We start from the raw sequence: 22015 nt of genomic DNA on the forward strand, positions 1-22015 counted from the left end.
CCATGTTTTCGCTTTTTGGCGCCAAGGATGTCATGGTGGCTCCGCAAGACGCCCTGCCGGGCCGTGCAAACGCCATTCAGACCGCGCAAACCCATTTCGTCAACGGCTCTGACCTGCACAAAGTGCCGGCTGGCATGGAAGTTGCCATGTTCGGCGCGGGGTGTTTCTGGGGGGTCGAGCGCCTGTTCTGGGAGCTGCCGGGTGTCTATTCGACCTCGGTCGGTTACGCGGGCGGCTATACGCCGAACCCGACCTATGAAGAGGTCTGCACCGGCCTCACCGGTCATACCGAAGTTGTCCGTATCGTCTTTGATCCGGCAAAGATCAGCTTTGACGATCTGATGAAGACATTTTGGGAAAACCACGATCCGACCCAAGGCATGCGTCAGGGCGGCGATAAGGGCACGCAGTACCGCTCGGCCATCTATACCTATAGCGGCGCACAAAAAGATGCGGCGCTGGCCGCGCGTGAGGCTTATGGCGCGCGTCTGGCCGCCGCAGGTTTTGGCGCGGTGACGACCGAGGTGCTGTCGGTGCCGAACTATTTCTATGCCGAGGATTACCACCAGCAATATCTGGCCAAGAACCCCGATGGTTACTGCGGCATCGCAGGCACGGGCGTCACTTGCCCGATCGGCCTTGGCGTTTAACGGAAAGACGACTTTATGACGATGTATTCGGCCCATACGACCCTGCCTGATCAAGACAGCGCCGAGGCGCTGGGCGAGGCGCTGGAGGATCTGGAACCCTTTGGCGTTGGTGTATTCGAGATCGAGGACGGCTCGGGCCTATACGAGATCGGTGTTCATTTCGAAGAGCAGCCCGACGAGATCATCCTCGATCTGCTGGCCGCAAGCTTTGGCGCGAAACCCTTTGTCGTCTCGGAAGTGCCGGATGTCGACTGGGTCGCCAAGGTCAAGCGCGAGCTGTCCCCCGTCGAGGCGGGCCGCTTTTTCGTCTATGGCGGCCATGATGCCGACAAAGTCCCCGAAGGCCGCTTGCCGCTGTTGATCGAGGCCGCAATGGCCTTTGGCACCGGCCACCATGGCACGACGCTGGGCTGCCTGCGCGCGCTGGACCGGCTGGAGACCCAAGGGTTCAAATCCGCGAACACCGCCGATATCGGCGCGGGTACCGCTGTTCTGGCGATGGCCGCGGCGCATCTGTGGCCTGAAACGGTTGTGGCGGGCGATATCGACCCCGTCGCCGTTGATGTCGCCGCCGCCAATGCCGAGGCGAACGGTATGAAGGGTCGCGTCATCTGTGTCGAAGCCGCAGGCTTTGATGCTGCCGAGATTCGCGCCCGTGCGCCGTTCGAGCTGGTCTTTGCCAATATCCTGAAAGGCCCGCTGGTCGCCCTTGCCCCCGAAATGGGCGGCAATGTCGTGTCGGGCGGCGTCATCATCTTGTCGGGTATCCTCAACGAGCAGGCCGATAGCGTGATCGAGGTCTATAACACCGCTGGTTTCACGCTGAAATGGCGTGACGAGGTGACGGACTGGACCACGCTGACGATGGTGAAAAACTAATAAAAAGGGCGGCCATCGGGGCCGCCCTTTTCTATCTCGGCCGATGCACATGGGCGCTTTGCAGCAGCCCAAATGCCGCCAGCATCACCATCAACTGTGATCCGCCATAAGACACCAGCGGCAGCGGCACGCCCACCACGGGGGCAAGTCCCATCACCATCATCATATTCACCGCAAATAGCGTGAAGAACGTCGCCGAAATCCCCACGATCATCAGCGAGGCATAGCGGTCACGGTTCGACAGCGCCGATGAGATGCAAAAGAACATCACCAGCGCATATAGCGACAGCAGCGTGATCGAGCCGATAAAGCCGAATTCTTCCGCCAGCGTGTTAAAGATAAAGTCCGTCTGCTTTTCCGGCAGGAAGTTCAGTCGCGACTGCGTGCCCTGCATAAAGCCGCGCCCCGTCAGGCCCCCAGATCCCAGCGCAATCGTCGCCTGATTGATATTGTAACCCGCGCCCAGAGGGTCATTTGCAGGGTTCAGGAACGTGTCGATCCGGCGGTATTGGTAATCGTGCAGGAATTGCCAACTGGTGCCGCGCGCTGCGAAAATCGCCCAAACCCCGCCTGCCGCTGCGCTGACGACCGTTGCGAAATAGGCCCAATGCACGCCCGCGACCCACATCATAATGCCGCCCGTCATGATGATCAGCATCGATGTGCCAAGGTTCGGCTGCAAGAACACCAGCCCCGCCGGGATCAGGATCAGCAGCACCGGCAGCAGCACCCAAAACGGATGCGAGACCTTTTTCACCGGCAGCCAGTCATAATAGGCCGCCAGCATCATCACCATGGCGATCTTGGCAGGCTCGGAGGGCTGGATGCGGATCGGCCCCAGTTCCAGCCAGCGCTGCGCGCCCATGCCGACATGGCCGAACAATTCCACCCCGACCAGCAGCGCCAGTGCGATCAGGTAGAAGATGATGGACATATTCTTCCAGATCCAGATCGGCACCATCGCGATGACGAACATCGCCACCATGCCGACGGCGAAACGCTTCATCTGCGGCTCGGCCCAGGTTTCCATCCGCCCGCCGGCAATGGAATAGAGCATCAAAAAGCCCGCGCTGCACAGGGCGACCACCAACAAGATGATCGGCCAGTTCAGGTAAAGCAGCTTGCGGATGCCCGTGGGCACAGAGCGCAGGTTGTAATTCAGATAGGTCATGCGCGGTTCTGATGGGCGCGGTCGCGGGCTTCCATCAGGGCCCGGACGCGGTTTTGAATTTCCTCGGCCCGGCCGCGCGTGGCGGCGGGATAGGCGGTCAATTCGGGGAAGCCGCCCGCCAGCGCCTGCATGGTCACATCACGACCAATCGGCCCCGCAACAGTGCCGCCGCCACCGCCATGTTCGACGACCACCGCCACCGCATATTTCGGGCGGTCAAAGGGCGCGTAATTGATCCATAGCGCGTGGTCGCGCCGCTCCCACGGCAGATCCTCGTTGCGGGTCACACCGCGGGCGCGTTCCTCGGCGGTGATGCGGCGCACTTGGCTGGTGCCGGTCTTGCCCGCCATCTGCTGGCCCGCGATGTCAAAGCGCGTCGCATAGGCGGTGCCGCGTTGATGGTTCACCACATCATACATCGACAGGCGCGCGCGGCGCAGGAAATTCTCGTTCAGCCCAAGGCTTTCGCCGCCGATCAGCGGCTGGACGACACCATCAATCGCATGGATCATGCGCGGCTCGATATTGCGGCCAGAGGCAAGGCGCGCGGTCATAATCGCCAGTTGCAACGGCGAGGCCAGCACATAACCCTGACCGATCGAGGCATTGACCGTGTCGCCGATCCGCCAATCCTCGCCGCGCACTTCGCGTTTCCACTGCCGGTCGGGCGCAAGGCCCGAGGCCACGGCAGACAGCGGCAGGTCGTGGCGTGTCCCAAGGCCGAATTTGCGCGCCATCACCGCCATCGCATCGATGCCGACGCGCTGGGCGGCCTCGTAGTAATAGCAGTCGCAGCTGAATTTCAGACTGTCGTGGAAATTCACATTGCCATGGCCGCTGGGGCGCCAGCAGTGGAATCGCGTACCCGACACTTCGGTATAGCCGCGGCAATAGATCGTCTCTTCGGGTGTCAGCACGCCCGCTTCCATCGCCGCAAGTGCGGTGATCGCTTTGAACGTCGAGCCGGGCGGGTAGGTGCCCTGAAAGGCCTTTGCCGCCAGCGGGCGATACATATTCTCGTTCAGACCCGTCCAGTCGGCGACCGAGATGCCGCGCACGAACAGGTTCGGGTCAAAGGATGGCGCGCTGCCGATGGCTTTCAGATCACCCGTCTCGCAATCCATCACCACGCAGGAGGCGCTTTCGCCGTCCAGACGCGCCTCGACATAGGCCTGCAACTTGGAATCAAGGGTCAGTTGAATGTCGGCACCGCTGTCGCCCTCTTGGCAGTCCAGCTCGCGCATGACGCGGCCAAGGGCGTTCACCTCGATCCGGCGGGTGCCAGCTTTGCCGCGCATGGCAGCCTCGAGGCGGTTTTCAACGCCGGTCTTGCCGATCTGGAAACGCGGGATTTGCAGGATCGGGTCAGGCTCGGTCATCAGGCTCAGGTCATAATCGCTGACCGGGCCGACATAGCCCACCACATGCGCCGTGTCCTGCCCGTGCGGATAGACGCGCGAGAGGCCGACCTCGGCCGAGATGCCGGGCAGGGCGGGGGCGTTCACCTGCACGCGCGAGACCTCCTCCCAGGAAATGCGCTCGATCACCGTCACCGGCACAAAGGCGGCGCGGCGGGCAATTTCCTCTTTCGTGCGGGCGATATCCTCGGGGCGCAGCGTGATGATCTGCGCCAGGCGGTTCAGCACGTCATCCACATCGCCCGCATTCTCGCGCACGATGGTGATGCGATAGACGGGCTCGTTTGCGGCCAGCGCGACGCCGTTGATGTCATAGATCAATCCGCGCGCGGGCGGGATCAACTGCATCGAGATGCGGTTTTCCTCGGCCAACATGCGGAATTCATCCGATTGGTTCACCTGCAACTGATGCATCCGCCAGCCCAAAAGGCCGATGACACCGGCCTGCGCGGTGGTCATCAGCAGCGCCCGCCGGGTAAAGCGGGGACCACGTTCGGATGTATCGCGATGTCCTGATCTCACAACCTTTGTCCCATGGCATTGACCTCGCCCGCCGCCGGACGGCGCAGACCAAAGCCGAAATACATGATTCCAACCGCAATAGGATAACACAGAATCGTCATCACCATTTGCGAAAGATGCGCGGACAGGCCGGGCTGCGGCACCGACAGCAGCGCAAAGACGGCGCGGCGGGCAAAGACCAGCAGCACGATGCCAAAGGTGACCGTCATCCATTCGATCCAGAACGGCGCCTCGCGCAGGCGGGCGGCGCGGCGGCGCATCGCCTCGGTCAGGACGATGACCAGCGCCACCTCGAGGCCGGGCGGATTCTGGAACAGCAAATCGCCCAGTAAAAAGATCACCGCAATCGTCGTGACCGGCAGGTAGTCGGGGCGGCGAGTAACAAAGACCAGCGTGATCAGCAGCAGCAGATCAGGCGGCACCACGGGGCCGGGCGGCACCGTGTTCAGGGGCAGCAGGCGCAGGGTGATAATGGCAAGCGCCAGCAGCACAAAGGTCAGCTGGCCGCGCCAGCCGCGCAGGGCGCTGGTCTCAGCCATCGGGCAGCTCTCCCTCGGGTGCGGGCGGGCCTGCGATCTCTAGCCGCGGTGTTACCAGCAATCCGCCGGGGTCGGTGATCGCCTCGATCCGCGGGGCGCGCAACACGCGCAGGAATTCAAGGCGTTCGTAATCCGCCGAGAGGCGCACGCGAAGGCGGCGGTCCGTCCCCAGCGCGACCTGCCCAACCAGCATATCCGCCGGAAAAATCCCGCCGTCGCCCGATGAGACAACGCGATCCCCGGGGCGTACTTGGTCGGCGTTTTCCAAAAATTCGATCACCGGATAGATCGTATTGTCGCCCGACAGAATCGCCCGTTGCCCCGAGGGCTGGATCAGTACCGGCACTTTGCTAGAGCTATCCGTCAGCAGCAGCACGCGCGAGGTGTGGCTGCCCACGCCCGAGATCCGCCCGACAAGGCCGATCCCGTCCATCGCAGGCCAGCCATCGATGATACCATCGCGCGCGCCAACGTTCAGCAGCACCGACTGGCGAAAGGGCGAGCCGCTATCGGCCAGCACTTCGCCCGTCACATAGGTCAGCGTCGGGTCGATGCGAACGTTGTTCAGATCCAGCAGCTTGGCATTTTCCTGCTCGAGCTGCAGCGCCGCCTCGCGCCAGGCGCGCATCTGTTGCAGCTCGAGGCGCAATTCGCGGTTCTGGTCATAGATGCGGCGATAGCTTTGGAAATCGGCGATCAGCTTGGTCGCGCCGGTCACAGGGGCTGCGATCCACTGCATACGCGGCACGACGGTGTCGATGACGGCAGTGCGCATCCGCTCGACGCGCGGGCTGTCGATGCGCCAGACCAGAAACAGCGCGATCATCACCATGACCAATGTGCCGACAACAAGGCGGCGCACCGGGCGAACGTATTCGTCGCCCGAGGCCTTACCCCCTGAAGATTTGCGGTCTTGCGCCAAATCCTGTCCTCAAACCCGTTTAGGTCTGCCCGGATCAGCTATCGTAGTCGATCACGTGGCGAAGTTGCTTTTCATACTCCAGCGCGCGTCCGGTGCCGAGTGCGACGCAATTCAGCGATTCCTCGGCGACCGAGATCGCAAGGCCGGTTTGCTCGCGCAGGGCCTGATCCAGATCGCCCAGCAATGCGCCGCCGCCTGTCATCATCACGCCGCGATCAACGATATCGGCGGCCAGATCGGGGGGCGTCGCCTCCAGCGCGGTGATCACCGCCTCGCAGATCTGGCTGACAGGTTCTGCCAAAGCCTCGGCGATCTGCGCTTGGGTGATCTCGGTCTCTTTGGGAACGCCGTTGATCAGGTCGCGGCCGCGAATGACCATCGACTGGCCACGGCCATCGTCGGGCATACGGGCCGTGCCGATGGTGGTTTTGATCCGCTCGGCCGTTGCCTCGCCGACCAGCAGGTTTTGCTGGCGCCGCAGATAGTTGATGATCGCCTCGTCCATGCGGTCACCGCCGACGCGGACCGAGCGGGCGTAAACGATATCGCCAAGCGATAGGACTGCGACTTCGGTTGTGCCGCCGCCGATATCGACAACCATGCTGCCGGTGGGGTCGGTGATGGGCATTCCCGCGCCGATGGCGGCTGCGATCGGCTCGACAATCAGGCCGGCGCGGCGGGCACCTGCGGACAGAACCGACTGACGGATCGCGCGTTTTTCAACAGGAGTAGCGCCGTGCGGCACACAGACGATGATATTGGGTTTGGGTGCAAAGGGCGTGCGGCGGTGCACTTTGCGGATGAAATACTTGATCATCTCTTCCGCCGAGGCAAAGTCCGCGATGACCCCCTCGCGCATTGGACGGATGGCCTGGATGGTGCCGGGCGTGCGGCCCAGCATCAGCTTGGCTTCCTCGCCCACGGCCAGAACCTTCTTCACGCCGTCCTTAATATGATAGGCGACCACCGAGGGCTCGGACAGAACAATGCCGCGCCCTTTGATATAGACCAGCGTATTCGCTGTCCCCAGGTCGATCGCCATATCCGACGAGAACAAGCCCCCAAAAATTGCCATACCGTCTTCTTCCCGTTGATCGTGCCACGCGCGCAAACAAAAGGCTGGCCCCGATTCGGGGGCCGTCCGCCGCCTGTTTGCCGAAACTATCCTGGCCTTATAGGTCGCGCGATGCCTATCGAAAAGGGCCGGATGGAGGCAGCGCCCTTGATGCGTCATTTGACGGGCCGTATTTTGCCAAGTTGACGCGGAAGTGTTCAGGCGGCAGGCTGCCGGCAAAGGCAGCGCATGATGTCATGCAGCAACCAAAGGGCGCGCTTGATGGCCGAGATGATCACGGACCCGGATGTGTTTTTCGCGGATGGCTGTGGACGTTGCGCGCGCTATGCCAGTGACGATTGCGCGGCACGGCGGTGGGGGCAGGGGCTGGCGGCGCTGCGGCAGATCTGCCGGGATGCGGGCCTTAGCGAGGTCGCGAAATGGGGGCATCCGTGCTATATGCATGCTGGGCGGAATATCGCCATCATTGGTGCTTTTCGCGACGATTTCCGGCTGTCATTCTTTGATGCGGCCCTGTTGAAGGACCCGGCGGGCGTCTTGCAGCGCCAGGGCGCCAACACCCCGCACCCCGATATGTTACGTTTTACCGATAGCGCGCAGGTGGGTGCGATGGGGAATGTGATCAGCGCTTATCTGGCCGAGGCGATGGCCAACGCCGCCGCCGGTCTGCGCCCGCCCAAGATCGAAACACATGTCGATATGCCGGTCGAGCTGCAAGAGGCGCTGGACGAGGACCCCAGCTTTGCCGCCGCCTTTGACGCGCTGACGCCGGGGCGACGCAAAAGCTATCTGATCGCCCTCTCGGGCGCCAAAGCCGCGCAAACCCGCCGCGACCGCATCGAAAAGCTGCGCCCCAAGATATTCGAGGGCAAAGGCGCGCTTGAGCGGTAAGGCGTTGAATTGCCGTAGCGCCATGCGGTGCGGGCGTGATCTTTCCCTTGCGCATCGCCGAAATTGCCCTTACACGCCCGCCATAGCACCCCGATGGCGAGTGGGCAGGCTGGCTATGCAGCGGATTGCAAATCCGTGGAGACCGGTTCGATTCCGGTACTCGCCTCCAATACTTCAGTATGTTGCGCTGGGCGCTTTGGCATGTTGCAAGATTTGGCAACAGCGCTGGCAACATTCCTGTTCACCCCCCCCCGTACGTTCTTAAGCTATTCGCGCCGCTTTTGCGCCCCGATCACTCTGACCTTCTGGCGCGCGGATCTGGCATATTTGCGAACCATCGCTGCAGCCGCTATCAGCTCATCGCCGCAGCCTGGTGCTGCCAGCTTTGCCGCAGCTGAGTATCTCAGCGAATGGATGTCATATTTCTTGGCACCAGCTTTCCGGCGCACCTGCATGATAATCTCGGCTGCGCCTCGGTATGAGGTTGGCTTTCCGATATACCATTGGGTGCAATGCGTAAGTGATCTGAGCTTGTTATATATTCTTATATTGGAATGTTTTTCTATCGATGCCGCCTATGGACGCTGGTGATTGAAAGAAATTCTTGTATTGATGCACAATCATAGGTGGAGGTTTGCCGAAAGAGTGAACGGCGCTTGGCGGGCGCGCGATTCATCGGGTAACAGTGGGGCATGAGTTAAGACTTGAGCTGCACGGGCAGACCGAAACACTCCAGGCAGCAGGCAATAACGGGCTATTCCAAGGGTAGAGTATGAAGAACGACGTTAACTTTGTAAGTGATTATCTAGACGCTACTATTCAGGTGCTGCAGGATACTAAAGCGTTAAACGAACAGATTTTATCCGCCGTTGATATTTGGAAGTCCGCGTTGAAAAACGGCCGCAAGGTTATTTTCTGCGGCAATGGCGGATCGGCTGCAGACGCACAGCATCTTGCCGCTGAATTGATGGGACGCTTTTTGTTCGACCGCGCACCGATGCCCGCGCTGTCTCTGACGGTGGATACCTCGGCCCTGACGGCAATCGGCAATGACTATGGCTACGAAAACGTATTCGCGCGTCAGCTGCGCGGGATCGGCGTTGCCGGGGATGTCATCGTCGGATTGTCGACCTCGGGGAACAGCGTGAACGTGGTGAAAGCGTTTGAAGTTGCGCGCGAGTTGGGCATTGCCACGATTGGCATGACCGGAGCAGGCGGCGGCGCAATGGCCCCGCTGTCGGATCTTTTGCTGGCGGTCCCGCATGCGCAGACCAATTACATCCAAGAGGCCCATATCGCCATCGGTCACATGATCTGCGCGATGGTTGAGGTGCAGTTGTGCTCGCCCAAGCCGTAATACTTTGTGGTGGGCTAGGGACGCGTCTTGGGGAATTGACGGCCTCGACGCCCAAGCCCATGCTGCCCGTCGCTGGACGACCGTTCGTTGAATATCTGATCCTTGAGGCCGCGCGCTATGGGTTCAAGCGTGTGACGCTCTTGGCCGGACGCTTTGGCGAGCAAGTGCAGGAGGCCTATGACGGTCGGGTGATCAATGGTGCACGGGTTGATGTGATCATCGAGCCTGAACCGCGGGGCACTGGCGGCGCCTTGGCCTATGCCCATGCGCTGGGTGCGCTCGATCCGGCCTTCCTGTTGATGAACGGTGATTCATGGATCGACATGGATCTGACCGTCTTTGTGCAGAACTGGAATGCCTATCAGCGCGAGGAATCGGGCGTGTTCGCGCAGATATTGCTGCAAAGCGTGCCCGACAGTGGTCGCTATGGGGCTGTGGAAACGGCGCAAGGGCGCGTCACCGGTTTTCGTGAAAAGACCCCCGAGCGCGCTGGTCAGGCAGGTCAGATCAATGCCGGGGTTTATATCCTGTCGCGCGCGGTTATCGCCGAGATCCCGACAGAACAGGCATGCTCGCTAGAGGCCGAGGTGTTTCCTCGTCTTGTCGCTGCGGGCCAGGTCGCCGGCGTGGCTGCGCCTGACGGGGCATATTTCATTGATATCGGCTTGCCTGTCACTTACGCGCAGGTGCAGGATGAGTTTGTTGCGCAGCGTACGCGCCCGGCGTTGTTTCTGGATCGCGATGGCACGCTGAATGTTGATCGCGGCTACACGCACGACCCGGCCACGCTGCAATGGCAGCCAGGCGCGCGCGCGGCAATCAAGCTGGCGAATGATCGCGGCTATTATGTCTTTGTCGTTACCAATCAAGCGGGTGTCGCCCGCGGGTTTTATGACGAGGATGCTGTGCGTCAGTTCCATGACGCCATGCAGGCAGATCTTGCGCAGATCGGTGCCCATATCGATGCGTTGGAATGGTGCCCGCATCATGTCGATGCGACGGTCGAAGCCTATCGCAAAGACTGTCCGCGTCGTAAGCCTGCGCCCGGCATGATTAACGATCTACTGGCCTTTTGGCCCGTCGATATGGCGCGCAGCCTGATGATTGGCGATGCTGAAACGGACATGGCGGCTGCGAAGGCCGCCGGGATCACGGGGGTTCATTATAAAGGTGGCTCCTTGCATGCGCTGGTCCTGGACCATCTGAAATAAGGTTGTGAGAATATGTGGATTAGCAAAACGCCTCTGCGTGCCAGTTTTCTCGGCGGCGGTACGGATTACCCATCCTACTTCCGGGATCATCCCGGCGCAGTGCTGGGTAGCACAATCGACAAATACGTTTATATTCAGGCCCTGCCGCTGGCTGCGGTAGCAGAGCAGAAATACCGCGTCACGTATCGCACCACTGAAAGTGTGCAAACGGTGGACGAGATTCGGCACCCGGTGATCCGCGAAAGTGTCAAACGCTGGGGCGGTGATATGGCGCTGAATATCGCGACCATGTCGGATCTGCCGGGCGGCACCGGCCTTGGCAGTTCATCTGCGTTCACGGTCGGCTTTTTGAACCTGCTGCACCAGATGCGCGGTGATGAACTGACGCGCTATGAACTGGCGCGTCAGGCCATCCATATGGAACAGGACATCTTGCAGGAAAACGTCGGCGTGCAAGATCAGATCCATGCCGCATTTGGTGGATTGTCGCGCTATGAGTTCACGGGTGATGGCTTTTCAATCGAGCCGCTTCGCCTGACGACCCAGCGCATGAACCTGCTGAACCGTTCGATGTTGCTAGTCTACACAGGCAGCCAACGTAGCGCATCACAGACTTTGACTACGCAGGAAAAGCGCACAAAGCAGGGCGCGAATGCGGATTACCTCAAAGAGATGTATAACATGACCAAAACGGGCGCTGCCCTTTTGGAACAAGATGGCGACGATCTGCGCGTCTTGCAAAGCTTTGCCGAAATGCTGGATCTGGGCTGGCAGCTTAAACGTCAGCTGGGAGAAGCGGTCAGCAACTCGGCTATCGACGATCTGTATATCGCCGGAAAAGAGTTGGGCGCGCGCGGCGGCAAACTTCTGGGTGCGGGCGGCGGCGGCTTTGTGTTGTTCCTTGCCGACCCTGACCTTCATCCGGCATTCGTTGAACGTTTTGGCGCGGATAATGTTATTCCGATCTCGATGACGAATGGCGGCTCGATCGTGACCAAGATCGGGTGAAACCCAAACGGCAAGAGGGCCCCATGCATATAAAACGCGTTTGTCTTGTGCCGCCCGCCGACCCCGGTAGCAAAGGGGATGAGGGGATGGTGCGCGGGGCTCTTGATCTGTTCGATACATTGCCGATTGTCATCATCGGGCCTGATGGCGATGGGGATTGGGCGGCTGATCTGGCTTTGTCGCCTGAAGATGCAGGCCGGATCACATGGCTAGCCCAGCCGATCGCGGCCAGCCATGATATCTTTCGCGACGGGGACCTGCTTTTTGTGGTTGGCGCAGATGTGCTGGACGGCACCTGCGGGATGATGCCTGCAAAATACCGTCTTGATCTGATGCAGACCGCAGAACAAGCGGGGGTGCCGGTTTACGCACATTGCTCTTTCCGGTCAGATGTCGCGCCCGAGATCCTCGCGCAGATTGACAGGCTGAAACATGCTGTGTTTTTGCTACGCGACGGCCTGTCTATGCAGAATTTCGAGCGTCAGACGGCGCGGCGCGGCCATGCTTTTTCTGATATGTCGTTTTTTTATCGGCAAGGACGCGATACACCGCGCGCGGTTGCGCTGCGCGACAGCATCAGCGCGCTGTCAAAGCCGATCATTGGCCTGAACTTTGCCGAGCATAGCTTTCGTTCGTTTAGCGATACACATGATACCGCCGCGCGCGGGGCCTTTGTCGCGGCGGTTCTGACCCAGATCGTCGATGCGAATCCCACCGCGTCTTTTGTCCTGCTTTCTAACGATCGGCGCAGGTTCGAGAACCATCCGCCCGACGACGATTATAGCGATATGGCGGCCAAATGGATCACCACAACGCTTGCCCCTTCGCGTTTCGTACAAGTGGGGCGTGCCAGTCATTACGCCGATAATATCGCGCTGCTGGCGAGCTGTGATTTGCTGGTGACGGGACGCATGCATTTGGCGCTTGCCGCGATGCGCGCGGGCACGATGCCGCTGGTCGTTATGGGGCAAGGCAAAGGCTACACTTCCATCGACAAAATGCGCGGCGCTTTTTTGACCCATTTGGGGTCGGATATGGGTGTCGTGGATGATTTGGCGCAGGTGGGGGCTATTTCCGCCGCATTGTTGGCCCAGGGCGCGCGCGCGCTGCACGATTACAACAGCGCGCTGGAAGCCAAGAGCAACCGCGAGAAGTCGGATCTACTCGCGAATATCGCAGAACGCACTGAACACATGTTCGAAATGAGCCCGGACGAACATACCGCAAGGAACGCCTATAGAATGAGTATTATCGAAAAGCTGGAAAGCGAACTTGCGATTGCCAGACAAGACCAAGCCGCACTTGAGGCCGCGCGTCAGGCGCATGACGCCTTGCAGCGCGCTTATGATACGATCATGCAAGAGCGCGCGGAGATCGTTCAAACGGCGGCAGCGCAGCAGGCCGAACTGCAGGCTGCCCTAGAGCTTGCTGAATTGAAATTTACCGCCGCGGACGAATTTCTGAAAGAAACCCGTGCAGGCCATGCCGATGTAATCAGCGATCTGGCGCGTGCGGGCGCCCATATTGCCGAAAGCGCGCGCCGCGCCGAGGCACAACCGCTACGGATGCTGAAACGTCGTTTGCGCTATGGTTTGACCAAACTGCTGCTGCGTGCCGAGGGGCGCATGTCGCAGGCGCGGGCCGAAAGGTTGCGGCGCTCGCTGGCCAAGCGAAAGCCCAAGCGCCATATCGAGATGTGGCAAGCGGCGGTATTGCGTGCTGGTGGTCATCATCCTGCGATCGCGCAGCAGCACCAGTTGGCTGGCGACGGGCAAGGTGTGATCGCGCCCTCCAGCATGTCGTTGCGCAAAATCCTCGTCGCGGATTACCGTTTGCCTCGCCCTGACGTGTCTGCGGGCGAAAAAGCGACCGTCGGCGTGATCGCGGATATGGTGGCGATGGGCTATCAGGTCACCTTCATTTCGACCGATATGCAAGACACCGCACCTTATCGCGCGCAGCTAGAGGCGATCGGGGTTGAGGTGATCACCGCAACGCAGGGCTACGCCTATGCGAATGATTACATCGATATACATGGTCACAAGTTTGGCACATTCTACTTTATTCGTGTAGATGTCGCTGAGGCCCTGCTGACGCCTGCGCGTCTTGCTTCGCCGCAAGCGCGGATCATTTTCCACGCGCCTGACCTGTATTTCCTGCGCGAAGAGCGCGCCGCCGCACACAGCAAAAATGCTGACGATATGCGTGAGGCCGCCAAAACCCGTGCCCGCGAAAGCAAGATCATGCAGGCTTCTGACCATGTTGTTTTGGTCAGTGCCGCCGAGATTGATTATCTGACCGATATCATCCCGTGCGAAAAAATCTCTGTTGTACCGGCGCTTTACTGCCCGGTTGTGGCTGAACCTGCCGGATTCGCAGCGCGCAAGGATATCTTCTTCCTTGGTGGCTTTAAGCATTTGCCGAATATCTCGGCGGTAAAATGGTTTGTGCAAAACGTATGGCCAAAGGTGCATGCGGCGCTGCCTGATGTGGAATTCCATATTGTTGGTGCCGAAGCGCCCGGCGACGTCGTCTCGCTTGGGCGGGTGCCGGGCGTACGCTTTGTCGGCTATGTCGCCGATCTGGATCCCGTGCTTGCGCAATATCGCATCAGCGCGGCACCGCTTTTGTTTGGGGCGGGGATCAAGGGTAAGGTCGGCATGGCGATGGGCGCGGGCGTTCCCACCGTCATGAGCACCATCGCAGCCGAGGGGATGAGCATTGTCGACGGTATCCACGGCCTTGTGCGTGACGATCCTGATGCCTTTGCCGAAGCGCTGATCGCGCTTTATGGCGATCAGCTTTTGTGGGAGAGGCTTGCCGTAAACGGCGCGGATCTGGTCGATCAGAACTTTAGCGAGGCCGCCAATCGCGCCTCGGTCTATCGTATGCTAGAGCGCGCCCGGGCACTGCCCGTCGATCTTTACAGCAACTTCATCGCGGCGTCATCGCCTGCGGCTTTCCCGCATTTGCCGCCCGAAGTGACGGTCGATGTGTCCATTATCATACCCGTGCATGACCAATGGGCTTTGACAAAGGCTGCTTTGATTGCCGTGCAGCGGGCCATGAAAGCCACCGGTATAACGGCCGAAGTTATCCTTGCCGATGATGCCTCAAGCGATGAAACACAGCAGGCGGCCCAGATATTCCCAGGTTTGCGGGTTATGCGGCATGAGGAAAATCTTGGCTTTTTGCTGAATGCAAATGCGGCTGCAGAAAAGGCGCGTGGGCAGAATCTGCTGTTTTTGAACAATGACACAATCGTGCTGCCGGGCTGGTTGGATGCAATGTTCGCGACGCTGCATGCGCATCCCGATGCGGCGATCATCGGCGCTAAACTGCTTTATCCCGATGGCACAATCCAAGAGGTTGGGGGCGCTTTGTTTGCGGATGGTAGCGCAAGCTGCATTGGACGCGGCAGGTCGCCACATGACCGGCTGTTCACATTTGATCGTGAAGTCGACTATGCGACCGGCGCGTCGATTCTTGTAAGGCGTGAGTTCTGGGACGAGGTTGGCGGCTTTGATGCGCGCTATGCCCCGGCCTATTGCGAGGATTCCGATCTTGCGATTGCCGCGCGGGCCCGTGGGTATCAGGTCTGGTGTGCAGCGCATGCGCAGGTGCTGCATTTTGAACATGCCAGCTATGGGCAGCAGATCACACAAAAGCCAAAGGAACGGGCGACTGCCAATTTGGTGCGTCTTGTCGATAAATGGCAAGCGGATCTGACGGCTCACTACTTGCCGCCGCAGACCGCGCCGATGATCGTGGCCGCCCATGCCGAGCGACATGCAAGCGCTGCCGCCATCGCGCGACGGGCAAGCGGCAAACTGAATATCCTTTATTTTAGCCCGTTTCCTTCGCACCCGGACAATCATGGCAACCAAGCGACGATTCAATCTTTTGGTCGCCGGTTCAAAGCGATGGGGCATAAGGTGCATTTTGCGCTGCTGCGCAGCGATATGTACGATGAAAACAGCATGGCTGCGATGAAAGCAGCGTGGGATTCGTTGGATATTTTGCCCAATGTGCATCCCCTAGGATCAAACGGCGAGGCGATCGCGTTTGATGGTTGGTATCAAGACGGCACTGGCGAGGCGATGCGCGTCCTGTGCGATAAATATGATATCGATGTCGTATTCTGCTCGTATGTCTTTCAGTCAAAGCTGTTGGATTATGTGCCTGAGCATGTGTTGAAGGTGATCGACACACATGACCGGATGGGCGGGCGCTATGAAATGCTGCGCGCCAACGGGCAACCGGTCGAGTTCTTTTCCTGCACACCGGAGGAAGAGGGCGCCTATCTGCGCCGGGCTGATTTGGTCGGTGCGCGCCGCGCCGAGGAAGCGGGCTATTTCGATGAGGTGGCCGGCAGATCAATGAGCATCGTCCTGCCGCATGTCGAAGAGGCCCGTTTCCTTGATCGCTCCTTTACGGCGCTGAACCGTGTCGGCATCGTTGCAAGCGCGAACCGCATTAATCTTGTAATCGTGCGCGATTTCCTGAACGTGCTGGCCGCCAAATACGGCGATAACTGCCCCTTTACGGTCGAGCTTGCCGGGCAGGTCAGTGGCATGGTCAAGGATCTACCAGCGCACGAGCAACAGGTTTTTAACCGCCCTTGGCTGAACAAGCTTGGTTTTGTGGCGGACATAAAAGCCTTTTACGAAAGCGTTGATCTTGTGATTTCGCCCGTGACAATGGGCACAGGCATCAATGTCAAAACGGTACAGGCTATGGCCTTTGGTATGCCTTTGCTGTCGACGCGCGTCGGCATCAAGGGAATCGAGACTGGCGATCCCCTGCACGGGCATGAAACCTTGACCGATCTGGTTGAAGCCCTGGACGGTCTGGTCGCACAGCCATCCGAGCTGCAGCGTTTGGCCGCCGTTAGCCGCGCACGTTATCTGCTATTCCTCGCCGATACGGACGCCAGTTTTGAGGCTTTGCTGCAGCACCCCAAGCTGACTGGCCAGTAAGCACAGGCTGCAACGATAGACCGCGGGCGGATCATTCTGGCCGCGGTATTTATGTGCACCAACGCCCCCGAGTGGCGAAGCAATCGACCGAAAAGCTGGTTGAGCGCAGCCGGTCGATCCAGATCGCCAATCAGCGTCGGTCTGGGACGCGGCCGCATCTGATGGGGAAGCACGTCCGGACAGACTGTCAATCCGCAGCCCCCCAAGCCTTGCTTGCCCCATGCGGCGGCGAGCAATGGGATTATTCCCTCTGGCTGCAAGTACGCGGGCGTCTACCTGTGCGCCGGGCAGGCAAATGTGACTGGGCGTATGAGGCTATGACCTCGGGCACGGGATCGGTTATTGCTGGCCGTCATTGGCGTTGGAAACCGGGCCTGTCTGGTGCAGCGGCATCAGGGGATCGCCTGCTGCTCGCACGGGTTTCGCGGATCGACGGGGCAAGCAAAAGGGCCTAGGCATTCCTGCCTAAGCCCTTGAATACTGGTGCCCCCAGAGAGACTCGAACTCCCGACCCTCTGATTACAAATCAGACGCTCTACCAGCTGAGCTATAGGGGCGCAGCGCTCCTTTAGCGGGCAGCGCGGGCAGATGCAAGCGCCTCTGCGGGCTTTGCGCTTTACCTCGTTGCGTAATCCCTGCAAAAGGAACAAGGGCTTAATCAGGGCTAGACGGATGAAGATCGCTTTCTTTGCGGGAATGAACGAAACTGACGAGGACAAGGTTGTCCGCTCGTTGGTGCGCAATGATGAGGGCCTGGCCAAGCATGGGATTCGCGCCCCCGGCGTGCGCCGCTATCGCCGGCCGCTGCGTGAATTGGCCGAGGCGCGCCTGCGCGGGCAGGATATGTCGACGCTGGGAACGCTGGTGACCGATCAGTTCCTGAAAGAGACGCCGAATCTGGCGCGCGTTGCGCTAGCGAATCCCGCCTATCTGGCCGCGCCGCGCCACATGTTCGACGACGGTATTCCGCTGCCCGAGGCGGCCGCCCGCATTCAGGTCATGCAGTCGCTATTTCCTGAGGCAGAGGTCGAAATATTCGTCGCCCTGCGCAATCCTGCCGCTTTCGTCAACACGATGATGAAGGCGCTGGGTGACAATGATGTTCGCAATTACCTTGGCGGCTACGACATTCTGGGCTTTCGCTGGTCCGAGGTTGTCGCCCGCCTGCGCGATGCCGCGCCGGGGGTGAAACTGACGTTTTGGGCGAACGAGGATGCGCCGCTGATCTGGGGCACGATCTTACGCGAAATGCTGGGCATCGCGGACGAAGATCCGATTTTCGGCGACCATGACCTGCTGCACGATCTGCTGCTGCCCGAGGGGCAGGGCCTGTTGAAACAGCGTTTGGGCCAAGGCACACCTGTTGGCCAAGCGGACCGTCAGGCGCTGGCGCAGGATTTGCTGGCTGAATACGGCGACCCCGAACAGATGTGGGATAATGTCGATCTGACCGGTTGGAGCCATCGCACCGTCGCCGATATGACAATGGCCTATGAGGAAGACCTCGATATCATCGCGAATATGCCGGGGATCTCTTTCATCGCGCCCTAAGGCGCGGTGATCAGCTCTACCTCTTGCAGCAATGCGCCACTGTCGCGGTCATAGACCAGCGCGCGGCCAGATGCCGTGACGACAAGATACCAGCCCTCGGCCATCGTCAGCGACAGGGCGCTTTCACCCGCCGGCAGGCTGATTTCATCGGGCAATAGGGCCGGCGCACGGCCAAGCCGGGTGACAAGCACGGCAATCAGCACTAGGAAGCCCAGAATCATCACGACCATCAGCGTCGTCACCAGACGTCGCAGCCATGCCAGCTGCGGGGGCAGGGGGGCGTTCTGGTCAGGTTCAGGAACCGGGGTCATGGATCACCACTTGCTGTCTTTTCATATCGCGGCCGATCCGCCGCCCCGCCTTGATAAGGCGCTGGCGCGCGACGTGCCAGAGGAAGCGTCCCTGTCGCGCTCGCGCCTTGCCAAATTGCTGGACGAGGGCGCGATCCGCATCGACGGCACCGTTGTGCAAGATGCCAAGGCCCGCGTGACCGAGGGCGCGCTGGTCGAGATCACAATCGCCGAGGCAAATGAAAGCCATATCGTCGGGCAGGATATACCGCTGAACGTGGTTTACGAGGATGATGATCTGATCGTCATCGACAAACCCGCCGGCATGGTCGTGCATCCCGCGCCCGGCAGCCCCGATGGCACGCTGGTCAATGCGCTGATCCATCATTGTGGCGAGAGCCTGTCGGGTGTCGGCGGCATGAAGCGTCCGGGCATCGTGCACCGCATCGACAAAGACACCTCGGGCCTGCTGGTTGCCGCGAAAACCGACCGGGCGCATCACGGCCTTGCCGCCCTGTTCGAGGCGCATGATATCGAACGGCGGTATCTGGCGCTGTGTTATGGTGTTCTCAGTGCCGCCGATCCGCGCGTGCGCGGCCTAAAGGGCGTCAATTTCGAGCTGGGCAATATTCTGAAAATCCAGACCCGCCTTGATCGCCACCGCACCGACCGTCAGCGCCAAGCGGTGATCTGGGAGGGTGGCCGCCATGCCGTCACCCGTGCCCGCGTGGTCGAGGAGTATAACGGCGCCGCATCCTTGATCGAATGCTGGCTAGAGACCGGCCGCACGCATCAGATCCGCGTGCATATGTCCTATGTCGGCCATGGGCTGATCGGCGATCCGACCTATGGCGGGCGCAAGCGCCTGTCGCCGAAAAGCCTGCCAGAGGCGGCGGTCGCGATGGCGCATGATTTCCCGCGCCAGGCGCTGCATGCCGCGACGCTGGGCTTCGTCCATCCGTTCACGGGCGAGGAGATGCGTTTCGAATCGCCGCTGCCGCCGGATATTTCCCAGTTGATCGGCTTGATGCGCGGTTGATGTAATATCTTTCGCATCTGCGTGAAGAGGGTGAAATCCGCTGGGCAGGCCCGGCGGGGCGCGCGATGGTGCCGCAATGGAACCGGATCAAGACTTCTGTGTTAAGAAAAGTAATCCAACAGACTTGCTGCCCCGGCCGATCTTGAAAAGCAACAATCCGGCCCCATATGGCATGTTAAGCTCTTATACATAAGAAGGGGGACATATGTCGACTTACACGAACCTTCCCGCTCCTTCACCCGAGCAGGGACTTTCCCGTTACCTGCAAGAGATCCGTAAATTCCCGATGCTCGAACCCGAGCAGGAATATATGCTGGCCCGCAACTGGGTCGATCATGGTGATACGCAAGCCGCGCATAAGCTGGTGACAAGCCATCTGCGTTTGGCCGCCAAGATTGCCATGGGCTATCGCGGTTATGGCCTGCCGCAGGCCGAGGTGATTTCCGAAGCGAACGTCGGCCTGATGCAGGCTGTGAAACGCTTTGACCCTGAAAAGGGCTTCCGTCTTGCGACCTATGCGATGTGGTGGATCCGTGCCTCGATCCAGGAATATATCCTGCGCTCGTGGTCGTTGGTGAAACTGGGCACCACCTCGGCGCAGAAAAAGCTTTTCTTCAATCTGCGCAAGGCCAAAGCCCGCATCGGTGCATTGGAAGAGGGCGATCTGCGCCCCGAACATGTCCAGCGCATCGCGCATGATCTGGGCGTGCCCGAGGAAGAAGTCGTCAACATGAACCGCCGTCTGTCGGGGGGTGATGCCTCGCTGAACGCGATGGTGGGGGGCGATGACGATAGCTCGACCCAATGGCAGGACTGGCTTGAGGACGAGGATTCCGACCAGGCCGCCGATTTCGAGGCCCGCGACGAGCTGGACGCCCGCCGCGTGCTGCTGGAAGCTGCGATGGAAGATCTGAATGATCGCGAACGCGATGTGCTGATGATGCGCCGTCTGCAAGATCCGCCGGTGACGCTGGAAGAGCTGTCCGAGAAATACAGCGTCAGCCGCGAGCGGATCCGCCAGATCGAGGTCCGCGCCTTTGAAAAGCTGCAAAAGCGTATGACCCAATTGGCCCGCGACAAGGGCATGTTGGAAATGGCCTAAAATCAATCAGGGCGCCCCGCGGGGCGCCCTTTTTCATGCTGTCAGCCTTGGTTGTTCAACTGCGCGCGCACCGACATCCGTCCGCGGCGCGAGATGCGATAGGGACTGCCAAGGCGGGATTCGATCAGGCCCTTGCGCAGCAGTTTCTGGAATGTCGCAAGATCAAAATCCGACAGGATCATCCCCTCGCGCGTGAAACAGGTGACGGCGGTGATTTTGGCGTTTTTCTCGCGCTCATGCAAAATGCGGCCACCAAGGGCCAGAACGTGCAAAGCACGCTGTTCGTATTTCGAGATATTCATGGATGGCTCGTAGAAAGGCGTGAAAAGACAACCGATGCGCGGCGCGCCCGGCGGTTTTTGTTTCACGTGGCTCTCTGCGCGGGGGCAGAGAGCCTTATTTCACAAGCTCTGACATCCACACTCCATCAGCGGGCGGCAGATCTGCCGCCATGTCGGAGGTAATTTAGGGCGAAGGCGGGCCTATCGCAAGGGTGGCTTACATCCGCCGGATTTGCAGCAGATCCGCGCGATGATCGCGGCCCTTGTGCAAGATCAGATCGGCGCGCTCGCGCGTGGGCAGGATGTTTTGGCGCAGGTTCGGCTCGTTGATATCGGCCCAGATGCGATGGGCCATCTCGACCGATTCCGCGTCCGACAGGCTGGCATATTTGCTGAAATAGCTGTTCGGATCGGTAAAGGCTGTGTCGCGCAGGGTCAGGAACCGCTCGACATACCAGGCCAGCAGATCGTCGTGATCGGCGTCGACAAAGATTGAAAAATCAATGAAATCTGACACGAACGGCGCGACGGTGCCGGGCTGCAGGATATTGATTCCCTCGATGATCAAGATATCGGGGCGGCTGATCTCGACCCGTTTGCCGGGGATAATGTCATAGGTCAGGTGCGAATAAACCGGCGCGGTCACGACAGGTTTGCCGGATTTCACATCCGAGATGAAATCGAGCAGCAATTGCCGGCGATAGGATTCGGGGAATCCCTTGCGGTTCAGCATATTGCGCGCCTCTAGCTGGGCATTGGGGCGCAAAAAGCCATCCGTTGTGATCAGCTGTACATTGGGCGCGCTAGGCCAGTTTTCGATCAGGCGGTGCAGAATGCGCGCAATCGTTGATTTGCCAGCCGCGACCGATCCGGCGATGCCCACGATAAAAGGCGCGGGCGTATCGGTGCCGGGTAAAAAGCCGGACACATCATCGCGCAGCGCTTTGCGCGCATCGACCTGCGCCGCGATGATCCGCGCGACAAGGGCGTGGACGCTGGCGACCTCGGCCTGATCCAGCCTGTCGCCAAGCGAGACCAGCTCTTTGAGTTTTGGCCAATCCGCAAGGACGGCAGGATCTTGTTGCAGCTGCAGCTGCGACAGCAGAATCTCGATATAGGGGCTCATGACC

Annotated in this window: 19 protein-coding genes and 2 tRNA genes; 12 read left to right on the top strand and 9 right to left on the bottom strand. The window is 60.0% G+C overall.

Annotated features, from left to right (window positions below; genetic code table 11):
- The first annotated feature begins 2 nt into the window (after positions 1-2).
- Complete coding sequence (gene msrA, locus KVU_RS01750; protein WP_013383597.1) at positions 3-650, top strand: peptide-methionine (S)-S-oxide reductase MsrA; 648 nt, start codon at positions 3-5, stop codon at positions 648-650.
- Between the two features lie 15 nt (positions 651-665).
- Positions 666-1529, top strand: a complete 864-nt coding sequence (locus tag KVU_RS01755; protein WP_013383598.1) for a 50S ribosomal protein L11 methyltransferase — start codon at positions 666-668, stop codon at positions 1527-1529.
- Positions 1530-1560: 31 nt separating this feature from the next.
- Here the strand turns inward: KVU_RS01755 and rodA are convergent, their stop codons facing one another.
- The 5 genes from rodA to KVU_RS01780 are packed head-to-tail and all read right to left on the bottom strand — an operon-like array spanning position 1561 to position 7176.
- Positions 1561-2700, bottom strand: coding sequence for a rod shape-determining protein RodA (gene rodA, locus KVU_RS01760; protein WP_013383599.1), 1140 nt, complete (start codon positions 2698-2700; stop codon positions 1561-1563).
- Positions 2697-4640, bottom strand: a complete 1944-nt coding sequence (gene mrdA / locus KVU_RS01765) for a penicillin-binding protein 2 (protein WP_060486243.1) — start codon at positions 4638-4640, stop codon at positions 2697-2699. Before mrdA ends, rodA begins: the two co-directional genes overlap by 4 nt.
- Positions 4637-5179, bottom strand: coding sequence for a hypothetical protein (locus tag KVU_RS01770; protein ID WP_013383600.1), 543 nt, complete (start codon positions 5177-5179; stop codon positions 4637-4639). Before KVU_RS01770 ends, mrdA begins: the two co-directional genes overlap by 4 nt.
- Positions 5172-6101: a rod shape-determining protein MreC gene (gene mreC / locus KVU_RS01775; protein WP_014537511.1), complete on the bottom strand. Its 930-nt coding sequence runs from the start codon at positions 6099-6101 to the stop codon at positions 5172-5174. The genes KVU_RS01770 and mreC overlap by 8 nt, the downstream gene beginning before the upstream one ends.
- 34 nt (positions 6102-6135) lie before the next feature.
- Positions 6136-7176: a rod shape-determining protein gene (locus KVU_RS01780; protein WP_014537512.1), complete on the bottom strand. Its 1041-nt coding sequence runs from the start codon at positions 7174-7176 to the stop codon at positions 6136-6138.
- 261 nt (positions 7177-7437) lie between these two features.
- Between KVU_RS01780 and KVU_RS01785 the strand changes: the two genes are divergently transcribed.
- From KVU_RS01785 to KVU_RS01815, 7 genes are all read left to right on the top strand, one after another.
- Entirely contained in the window at positions 7438-8067 is a 630-nt protein-coding gene (locus tag KVU_RS01785; RefSeq protein WP_013383604.1) for a YdeI/OmpD-associated family protein, read from the top strand.
- 95 nt (positions 8068-8162) lie between these two features.
- Positions 8163-8236: transfer RNA gene (locus tag KVU_RS01790), tRNA-Cys, on the top strand.
- A gap of 32 nt (positions 8237-8268) precedes the next feature.
- The gene (locus KVU_RS16160) at positions 8269-8658 is read left to right on the top strand and encodes a hypothetical protein (protein WP_193365323.1); all 390 of its coding nucleotides are present in this window, start codon (positions 8269-8271) and stop codon (positions 8656-8658) included.
- Positions 8659-8839: 181 nt separating this feature from the next.
- Positions 8840-9424, top strand: coding sequence for a D-sedoheptulose-7-phosphate isomerase (locus tag KVU_RS01800; protein WP_013383606.1), 585 nt, complete (start codon positions 8840-8842; stop codon positions 9422-9424).
- Positions 9406-10635 (top strand): HAD-IIIA family hydrolase, encoded by a 1230-nt coding sequence (locus KVU_RS01805; RefSeq protein ID WP_065739314.1) that lies wholly within the window; start codon positions 9406-9408, stop codon positions 10633-10635. The genes KVU_RS01800 and KVU_RS01805 overlap by 19 nt, the downstream gene beginning before the upstream one ends.
- 12 nt (positions 10636-10647) lie before the next feature.
- Positions 10648-11643 carry a GHMP family kinase ATP-binding protein gene (locus KVU_RS01810; protein WP_013383609.1) on the top strand — a complete coding sequence of 332 codons (996 nt, stop codon included), beginning with the start codon at positions 10648-10650 and terminating at the stop codon, positions 11641-11643.
- A 23-nt stretch (positions 11644-11666) separates the two neighbouring features.
- Positions 11667-16622, top strand: coding sequence for a glycosyltransferase (locus tag KVU_RS01815; protein ID WP_236953134.1), 4956 nt, complete (start codon positions 11667-11669; stop codon positions 16620-16622).
- Between the two features lie 481 nt (positions 16623-17103).
- Here KVU_RS01815 and KVU_RS01820 read toward each other — a convergent pair.
- Positions 17104-17179: transfer RNA gene (locus tag KVU_RS01820), tRNA-Thr, on the bottom strand.
- 115 nt (positions 17180-17294) lie between these two features.
- Here KVU_RS01820 and KVU_RS01825 point away from each other — a divergent pair.
- Positions 17295-18173, top strand: coding sequence for a hypothetical protein (locus tag KVU_RS01825; RefSeq protein WP_013383611.1), 879 nt, complete (start codon positions 17295-17297; stop codon positions 18171-18173).
- On the opposite strand, the gene KVU_RS01830 is transcribed toward KVU_RS01825, so the two are convergent.
- Entirely contained in the window at positions 18170-18484 is a 315-nt protein-coding gene (locus KVU_RS01830) for a DUF6476 family protein (RefSeq protein WP_013383612.1), read from the bottom strand. The genes KVU_RS01825 and KVU_RS01830 overlap by 4 nt on opposite strands.
- Between KVU_RS01830 and KVU_RS01835 the strand changes: the two genes are divergently transcribed.
- Both KVU_RS01835 and rpoH read left to right on the top strand, forming a co-directional pair.
- On the top strand, positions 18483-19502 hold the full coding sequence (locus KVU_RS01835) for an RluA family pseudouridine synthase (RefSeq protein ID WP_013383613.1): 1020 nt from the start codon (positions 18483-18485) through the stop codon (positions 19500-19502). The genes KVU_RS01830 and KVU_RS01835 overlap by 2 nt on opposite strands.
- Positions 19503-19707: 205 nt before the next feature.
- Positions 19708-20604 carry an RNA polymerase sigma factor RpoH gene (gene rpoH / locus KVU_RS01840; protein WP_013383614.1) on the top strand — a complete coding sequence of 299 codons (897 nt, stop codon included), beginning with the start codon at positions 19708-19710 and terminating at the stop codon, positions 20602-20604.
- Positions 20605-20645: 41 nt separating this feature from the next.
- On the opposite strand, the gene KVU_RS01845 is transcribed toward rpoH, so the two are convergent.
- Positions 20646-20972 (bottom strand): YjhX family toxin, encoded by a 327-nt coding sequence (locus tag KVU_RS01845; protein ID WP_013383615.1) that lies wholly within the window; start codon positions 20970-20972, stop codon positions 20646-20648.
- A gap of 130 nt (positions 20973-21102) precedes the next feature.
- Positions 21103-22011 (bottom strand): type I pantothenate kinase, encoded by a 909-nt coding sequence (gene coaA, locus KVU_RS01850; RefSeq protein ID WP_013383616.1) that lies wholly within the window; start codon positions 22009-22011, stop codon positions 21103-21105.
- Positions 22012-22015 lie beyond the last annotated feature (4 nt).

Source organism: Ketogulonicigenium vulgare WSH-001, assembly GCF_000223375.1.
Classification (GTDB): Bacteria; Pseudomonadota; Alphaproteobacteria; order Rhodobacterales; family Rhodobacteraceae; genus Ketogulonicigenium; species Ketogulonicigenium vulgare.